This window comes from Candidatus Methanoperedens nitratireducens, from assembly GCF_900196725.1.
Classification (GTDB): domain Archaea; phylum Halobacteriota; class Methanosarcinia; order Methanosarcinales; family Methanoperedenaceae; genus Methanoperedens; species Methanoperedens nitroreducens_A.
In genome coordinates this window covers 1-7,337 of record NZ_FZMP01000042.1, presented here as the reverse complement: position 1 = coordinate 7,337, position 7,337 = coordinate 1, and the positions used below count along the sequence as shown (strand labels likewise).

The 7,337-nt window shown below is 37.8% G+C and carries 9 protein-coding genes; 6 read left to right on the top strand and 3 right to left on the bottom strand.

All coding sequences use genetic code 11. The annotated features are described in order from the left end of the window. Positions 1-396: 396 nt before the first annotated feature. Positions 397-543 (bottom strand): hypothetical protein, encoded by a 147-nt coding sequence (locus tag MNV_RS19340; protein ID WP_179293800.1) that lies wholly within the window; start codon positions 541-543, stop codon positions 397-399. Between the two features lie 100 nt (positions 544-643). On the opposite strand from MNV_RS19340, the gene MNV_RS04185 reads away from it, so the two are divergent. Beyond that, complete coding sequence (locus tag MNV_RS04185; protein WP_096204122.1) at positions 644-838, top strand: hypothetical protein; 195 nt, start codon at positions 644-646, stop codon at positions 836-838. 164 nt (positions 839-1,002) lie between these two features. Here MNV_RS04185 and MNV_RS04180 read toward each other — a convergent pair whose 3' ends face one another. Then, positions 1,003-1,599, bottom strand: coding sequence for a coiled-coil domain-containing protein (locus tag MNV_RS04180; protein ID WP_096204121.1), 597 nt, complete (start codon positions 1,597-1,599; stop codon positions 1,003-1,005). A 734-nt stretch (positions 1,600-2,333) separates the two neighbouring features. On the opposite strand from MNV_RS04180, the gene MNV_RS04175 reads away from it, so the two are divergent. Beyond that, positions 2,334-3,815, top strand: coding sequence for a DUF7845 domain-containing protein (locus tag MNV_RS04175; RefSeq protein WP_096204120.1), 1,482 nt, complete (start codon positions 2,334-2,336; stop codon positions 3,813-3,815). A 524-nt stretch (positions 3,816-4,339) separates the two neighbouring features. Here MNV_RS04175 and MNV_RS04170 read toward each other — a convergent pair. Next, a complete protein-coding gene (locus MNV_RS04170) occupies positions 4,340-5,488 on the bottom strand; it encodes a tyrosine-type recombinase/integrase (RefSeq protein WP_096204119.1) in 1,149 nt (382 codons plus the stop codon). 236 nt (positions 5,489-5,724) lie between these two features. Between MNV_RS04170 and MNV_RS04165 the strand changes: the two genes are divergently transcribed. From MNV_RS04165 to MNV_RS21140, 4 genes are all read left to right on the top strand, one after another. Continuing rightward, positions 5,725-6,153 (top strand): hypothetical protein, encoded by a 429-nt coding sequence (locus tag MNV_RS04165; protein WP_096204118.1) that lies wholly within the window; start codon positions 5,725-5,727, stop codon positions 6,151-6,153. 324 nt (positions 6,154-6,477) lie between these two features. Beyond that, on the top strand, positions 6,478-6,657 hold the full coding sequence (locus tag MNV_RS04160) for a hypothetical protein (RefSeq protein ID WP_096204117.1): 180 nt from the start codon (positions 6,478-6,480) through the stop codon (positions 6,655-6,657). Positions 6,658-6,714: 57 nt separating this feature from the next. After that, positions 6,715-7,137, top strand: a complete 423-nt coding sequence (locus tag MNV_RS04155) for a hypothetical protein (RefSeq protein WP_096204116.1) — start codon at positions 6,715-6,717, stop codon at positions 7,135-7,137. Further along, entirely contained in the window at positions 7,134-7,220 is an 87-nt protein-coding gene (locus tag MNV_RS21140) for a GxxExxY protein (protein WP_394336528.1), read from the top strand. Before MNV_RS04155 ends, MNV_RS21140 begins: the two co-directional genes overlap by 4 nt. Positions 7,221-7,337 lie beyond the last annotated feature (117 nt).

The window sequence follows — 7,337 nt, the reverse complement described above, 5'->3', positions numbered from 1 at the left end:
GGATGAGATTAAAACCTTAAGTGAACACTTTACGTTAAGGGGGTCGTACCTATCATCAATCGGGGGATTTATAATTTTTATTTTCTTTTCTTATGAAAATAATCTAAAACAAAAATAATCATTTTATAATAATGTTTCTTATATTAACCTGTTTTTTGGTAGCAAAAAAGGGAGATTTATTCCAATTTCCGTTACGGAGAAATATTTCTTTCCTTTTGCAGGGAAATCTTCTTTTGTTTAGGATCAACGGCTACCCAGAGTGCACGAGCTCGCATATCTACAATCAACAAAACGACATACCCGAATATGAGAACCAATAGCTTTGCAATAATGGCGATCTGACGGGATATTCAAAACCAGCTTCCCTAAATCTTTAATGATAACTACCATTAAGATTTAACCTTTTTTAATTATGATGTCGCCAGCATCATTTTCATAAAAAACTATAATGTCGCCTTCTTTTGCTTCAAGTTTCTTTGCGATATCGGAGATCAAAGCAATTTTATAGCTCTTACTAACCTTCGAAGTGCCTAAAATTCTCATAAGTCCTAAAAGTACCCAAAAATATTTATACTTATGGTGATTATAATACTTATAATAATTATAGGTGCTTTAATACCTGTAATATTAATGGTGAATCATTATGGAGACTAAGCAGAAAAAACCATCTAAACTTGAATTAAAAACAGCACAGAAGGTCGAACAAAAAACCGTTACTGTTGACGTTACCCGTACTTTTGTAACAATAAGGTTAGAAAAGGAGTCCCTGGATTCTGTCGTTGCATATGCAAATATGATCGGAGTCAATCCGGATCGCCTTTCGAAAGGTGCTTTATAGTGGCATAAAAGAGATAAGGGGCAAATTAAATCAGTTGCCTTATACCTCAATACCTGAACTCACTGAGCGTTACCAACAGGCCAGTAACGAAGTACAGGTATCCAGGGACACGCAAATCTCATAGGATATGGAAACCCCCACTAAATAAACACTCCTTTCTTTTTTTATAATGTTTTAGACGCGCACTTTGCCACACTCGCCTTCAATGTGCCCGGATTATCCGCTTCGGATGATGCTTTATTTATACAATCGAACGCATCTTTGAGCCTTTGCGTATCGGTTTTTATAAACCTCTTGATTATCCAGGGCAGCACAAAGAAAAAGCCCACGAATGCCAGGATGATCACGGCAAGCACTTTAAAGACTGTATCGAATCCGGACGCCCAGGATGATCCATTATCTTCTGGTGTCTCATCTGGTACATCATCGGTTATTTCCTCAGTTGTTGAGATCTCGCGGGCCTCCTGATGCATGGCCTCAATATCCTCTTGATGCAGTACTGTGATGTCGCTCACCTTCTCCTCAAGCTCGCTTGATTTCGCTTCAATTTCGTCTATTTTCGCTTCAATTTCACTTGATTTCGTTACGATTTCGCTTACTTTCGCTTCAAGTTCGCTTGGTTTCACTTCCTCCCGCAAGTGATTAAGCGATTTCGCTTCGGATTTCACTTGATTTTGCTTCCTCTTGCAAGCGATTAAGTGGTTTCCATATCCTCTTGTATCTACGGTTTCGTTACAAATTTCGCATATTTTCGTATCCATTTTTATTCCTCTTTTTAGTGATTTCACTTGTTTCGCTTGCGAGTAAGCCAATTTTGTTTACTCACAAGCGATTTTCTGGAATAGTATATAATCATAAGATATATTTAAAATGAGAAGTTATATAATTTACATATGTTAAAATTGTTAGAATATATTTAAAAATAGCTTTTAAAACTCTCTCGTTTTATATGATATAAATGTTATAATAGTTAAAATAGCGTTTACCACGTCCTAAATTTATAAGTTCTGTAGCTAATATAGTAATTAAAAATAGCGTATCCAACTCTCTGAATTTATAAACAGGGACGTTGTTAAGCTATTTGTAATAAATCGGTATAAACCGATAAAATAGGAGACTGAAAATGAAACTAAAAATGGTAGGTTTAACAGAAGAAGCATATGAAGCACTCAATGACTTTCGAGTAAGGGGAAAGTCCTTTAGTAAAGTGGTAATGGAGATCACGAAAAGCGTGAAGAATGGAACCCAGGTGCAACCTCTGCCAAGATAATTACACCCAGGATATGCCAACTTACGGAATTAACCGAGGTAGTCAGCAATGACTATTAATGAGTTTTTAGCTAAAAAACCTTCCCTCACCCAGATACGCGAATTCGTTGATGCTCAAATCCAAAAGATAGCATCCGAAATAATAGCATCTGAGGGAATTAAAAATTAACAAAAAACGAATGATAGCGGGTAGCCCGCCCGATATCATTCTAAGGATTTTTTAGCTATGGATAATATTACTATAGGTAATAATAAACCTTTCGCTTATAAAGAGATTCCCCTATCTCATGTTCGGGATAAATCAATAATACCAGTTACACATAAAGTTAGACTGACTCTATTTATTCCCACTCTATCATTATATCATCTACTCATATCTATTTTTGAATCGAAAAGGGAAAAATTCATTATTCAAGACAAAGAGTTTACCCTTTGGTCCAAGAAAGGCGGTTTCATCAATCCTAACACTGGAAAACCGGCATTCGAATATGGTTTATCTTCAGGAGATAAAAAAAGCCCATCCAAAACAACCGTATTCTTTAAACCCATTTTTGGGAAAGGCACAAAAACAATAACAGGTAAAGTAAATAATATCACAAAAATAGGAACAGATATAGAAGTAAATTCAAGCTATTATGATCTTGAAGATATCTTTAAGCTGATTCATGAGTTTTTAAAACAAATAAGCGGGGAGCGATTTTATGACATGATAGATACTAAGCAAGGGAAGCTGTTAAACTTAGAGCGTCATATCAGATACAACCAAGAAAAAGAACCGGCAGTAAGGGAAGTACTCAGGATAATACACGAATTAGCAGCAACGAGAGGTGAATATGACATACGGGATACTGTGGACATGGGAAACACTTTATTTTATAAAATAGCATCTCCCACATATGATTTTATAGGTTTTACCTTCCTCTATCAGGTTGATATCAAAAGCTATAGATTCGATGCTTACGAGGACAGAGCTAAAGAAGATGCCTTACGTCATCCGAAATTAGAAGTATTCATAGGCAAAAGCAAGGAATACCCAACAGTAGCAGAATATGAAACGGTTAAGGCTCAGTTAGACGAATTCTTACTAAACCTATGCTACTTTGCCGGGTTAAAAGATGAAGATTATATCGAGGACGCATATTTTAAAAAGGAATTTCAGGATACAGCTATACAATACCGACCATGGAAACCGGAAGGATACACAGAGTTACATGATACGATTACAGAAATAAAAGGACAACTTCCACTTAATAATGACCATGCCATGCTATGTTTAGCTATAATCGCAACTCAGGAGAATGGATACATCACAATGCCTTATCTGGAAAAAATATCACAGATTCCAAAAAGAAGCCTTTGGCGTTATTTAAAGTACTATAAGGAGAAAGGGATAATTCAAACAACAAATGAGGGAGTAACATCTATTTATTTCCCATCCCGCATTATTTGGAAAGGTGTAAAAGGAGCTATTGAGCAATTAGCTCAGTATATGGATTTTGGAATCGTAAGACGCTATCAGCAGAACTATATAAAAAAGGACTTATCAAAAGGGCAACAAGATACAAACCTTAAAATAATTGGTGAAGTCAATACAGAACCAATAGCAGTAGAAACGAAAGAAGATGCCCAGATACTAAGTAAAGACCTCAAAAGGCTCAAAATCAACAGACCTATTTTTATAGAGAACGTTCATATAAAAGTGGGATAGTTATCTTTTAAAACCAACGCCAAGACCATTAAGGAGCTTGTGCCAAAATTTTTTGCACCCTTCGGGCAAATCCCCATTTTACCAGGCTTTTTAGAAGTGTAGCCTTAGCTACACCTTTAAGGAGGGTGTGCCACCTATTGGCACAAGTACCAGTATATTTTAAAATTCTTAGCATCGTCTTTAATCTAGGCTTGTAGTTTATCCCCTTCTTTTATATTCTCTATCAAAAATTACAGTTAAAGCTTCTAATCGCATTTAAAACAGTTTTTTATAATTCTGTAATACCATTAAGGAGCTTGTGCCATTATTGGCACATCCTACAGTCTACTACCCTATCACTTAACTCCGAGCGGGTCCGCAGAATTACAATTATTATCTCACAACTTTTTACCCATTCTGTCATCATTTATATGTTGACAACTAATAAACCACGCCTAGCATGATTGTATACCCTATGATCTGATTGTCTACGATCGACCGGATTTAAATAATTTTAAAACTTGGAATAAACTTCTATATATAGCTTATAGATTATTTTCAATCAGTTCTTTGATCCGTCCATCGTTTATTTTAACACCTTTTTGCTTCAGAAGTTCGTTTACCCCTGTCTCAATCATGGACTTTAATACATCTTCTCTAAACATCGCCTTCATTGTCTCCACTTCTTGTATTAATTCCTGATTCTTTATTGTTGCTTTCATGTTAGCTTCGGATAATCTTTGAATCTCAGCACATTGTGGGCAGTATTCCCCAGTATCAATAAGTTTACCACATTTTGAGCAGCGTTTTGCAATTGGATTGATAGCAATGTCCTTTTTCTTAGTGCCAAGACCTAACGCTTCCCTGTATGAATTATCTGCATCCTCATCAGTAAGTGAGGTATAGCGCCTTATCATATCGCTTGATTCACTCCATCCAAACCGCTTTTTCATGGCTGTTTCTTGCATCCCTAATTTTGCCATTTCTGTAGCTCTGGTATGTCGCAATAAGTGCCAGTGTACATTTTTAGTAATTCCTGCTTTTGTAGCCATGTTTTTTAAAATATAGTGTGCTCTGACATGGTGTACTTCAAATAACCGAGATGTGCCATTATGTACCAGCAGATACTTTTCAATATAAGGTAAAGATTCGATTAAAACTAATGATCGAGACCCAGTCTTAGCGTTAATGTCCTCACCCTCATAATTATCCGGCACTCTAACCATACACTCACCTTCTTTTATCGTGATATCCTCAACCCGCAAAGACAGGAGCTCACCTATTCTCATACCAGATTCGTAAGCTATAGCCAGCATACATTTATCACGGGAATTATCCCACACTCTAAGCATAGTCTGGATTTCTGCAGGCGTTAAAAGCTTGTTGGGATTAATCTTCTTTAAAACATTTTTTGTTTTTATCCAAGCGATTACTTCCGGTTTACCGGCCCAATTATAATATTTTTTAAAAATTGTATACGCTGTGTTTAAGTTGCCTTCTTGCGGAGATCGTCCATTATGACCTAACTTGAATTTTTTAATATATTCCTGTACATACTGTTTCAGATCATCGGCTGTGCACTCATTAAGAGGTTTAAATCTATCAAGTGCCGATAAAATCAGCCTTGCATTTTTAATAGTGTTCGGTCGCCTATGTTGTAAGGTCATTTCTTGAAGATATTTTGCAAGCGTCATAATTCACCTTGCTACGATTGGTAGGTAACTATATAAAGTTAAGTGTTCACTTAAAATATAAACTTCGGGATGAGGTTTTACTCAAAGGGTAGTTTTTAAATTTAATCGGGGGCTATCATACATCGGGAGCACTGAAGTAGAAAAACAATAGCGCGTAAAATTCAAGCCAAACCAAAATCTTTATATCCGATTACGGTTATGTATAGTTTTGTCAAAACTATGATTGGAGGATCGATATGACAACAAGCCTGAATTTCTTTAAACAATACCACAGCACAGTGATAAAAGCACTGGGTGATGATGCCAAGAAAATGAATGCAAAGGTCGGCTCGATAATGGCTGACAACTGGGCGGAGAAGGCAGGGGCAATCAATAATAATGCCGAGTTCGCGAAGAGTTTTGAGAATTACCTGAAGAACCAGCTTGAATTCGCAAAACAAGTGAAGGTCGACTGCGACGATAAGAATTATACACTCGATATCAAAGGATGCGCCATCTGCCACGGGAACGAGATATTGCGAAAAGAGGGCATGGCGACCGCTTGTCCTATCATGCAGGCTGCCAAATATGCGGCTGTCAGGAAGCTCGGGAAGGATGTGATAACCAAAGGCGTTGAGAAGCCCGGGCCTGTTGGCGAGTGTATAATGAGGTTTGAGCTGGCATAAAACGTTATTTTCTTTTTTCAAGCGCCATCTCACCTACTACTCTGAGACCATTTTCTCAACACAATGGCGCTTCAGAGACATTTTAGCTGCAAACCTGTCGTATATGGCTTGGAGGAGCCAATGTCAAATCTGACTGGAGCCTTATAGCCATAAATGCAGGAACCTGACCTGATTTAATTTATAAATTACATTCTATTTTACCCTTTGTTCGTCAAAATCCACATAGCGTCTCGCGTGGCGGCACAGGGTATTTTCCTAACAGAATAATCTCAAATCATTTCTTGATATTGTCATTATATATTCTTGATTGAGGAGTTGATAACCATGGAAAATAAGATAAAGTATATTGTGTCTGCCATTACGGCGGCAGCGTTTATGGCAGCAGCGTACTACCTGCCGGCGGAAACTTTCCTGGCATTCTTCGCTGCAGGATTGTTCCTTGTCCCGACCTCGATATTCGTATATATGTTCCAGAAAGTGGCAAAGGATACTGAAACCCAATGAAAACAGAACGAGGTCGCACAGGGGGGAGAGGGAAAATGCCGGAGCGGGGGTTAAAGCATGAACATTACAAGGCATATCTCCATTGACGATGAGTACGTTAAGAAGATAAAACCATACGTAGAAAAACACAATGGCAACTTCGGGGCAGCGATCAGGGAGCTCGTGTACCAGGCGGAGAGATATAGCCCGCGCACGAACTCGTCAGCAATGGAATTATCCATGTTCAACTGGATGCTTAAAGAGACAGAGGGTACGCTTGTTCCTGAAAATATCCTGGATGAATTTATCGATCCTGCGCTGATAAATTCTATCGGGAAACTCGAGGAATATCTTAACCGGCGCTTTGGCGAGCTTGACTGGGGCATTAACCTCTCCCTCAAATATGACAGCGACACGTTCCCTTCGGAAATGCTGGTGGAAATAATAGGTTCTCCCCAGAAAATAAAATTCACTGCCGGCATGCTCTATTATCTTATTTGAGATTATGTGATAAGAAATTAGGATTGTTGATAAATTTCAATGTACCCTATTTGAGAGAGGGTATAAAACGAATGATTCTTTGAAAAGTTGGAATTATTGGACGGGCTCCTGTTGGTAAAAAGTGTTAAAGATATTAATTAGCCCCAGAGTTTAGCTTTAGTTTGCGTGATCAGCCGCGGCATAAAGTGAGCTCACCGCAA

Excerpts from the sequence above, each read along its gene's own strand:
- MNV_RS19340 (WP_179293800.1), bottom strand. The coding sequence starts at position 543 with ATGAGAATTTTAGGCACTTCGAAGGTTAGTAAGAGCTATAAAATTGCT.
- MNV_RS04185 (WP_096204122.1), top strand. The coding sequence starts at position 644 with ATGGAGACTAAGCAGAAAAAACCATCTAAACTTGAATTAAAAACAGCA.
- MNV_RS04180 (WP_096204121.1), bottom strand. The coding sequence starts at position 1,599 with ATGGATACGAAAATATGCGAAATTTGTAACGAAACCGTAGATACAAGA.
- MNV_RS04175 (WP_096204120.1), top strand. The coding sequence starts at position 2,334 with ATGGATAATATTACTATAGGTAATAATAAACCTTTCGCTTATAAAGAG.
- MNV_RS04170 (WP_096204119.1), bottom strand. The coding sequence starts at position 5,488 with ATGACGCTTGCAAAATATCTTCAAGAAATGACCTTACAACATAGGCGA.
- MNV_RS04165 (WP_096204118.1), top strand. The coding sequence starts at position 5,725 with ATGACAACAAGCCTGAATTTCTTTAAACAATACCACAGCACAGTGATA.
- MNV_RS04160 (WP_096204117.1), top strand. The coding sequence starts at position 6,478 with ATGGAAAATAAGATAAAGTATATTGTGTCTGCCATTACGGCGGCAGCG.
- MNV_RS04155 (WP_096204116.1), top strand. The coding sequence starts at position 6,715 with ATGAACATTACAAGGCATATCTCCATTGACGATGAGTACGTTAAGAAG.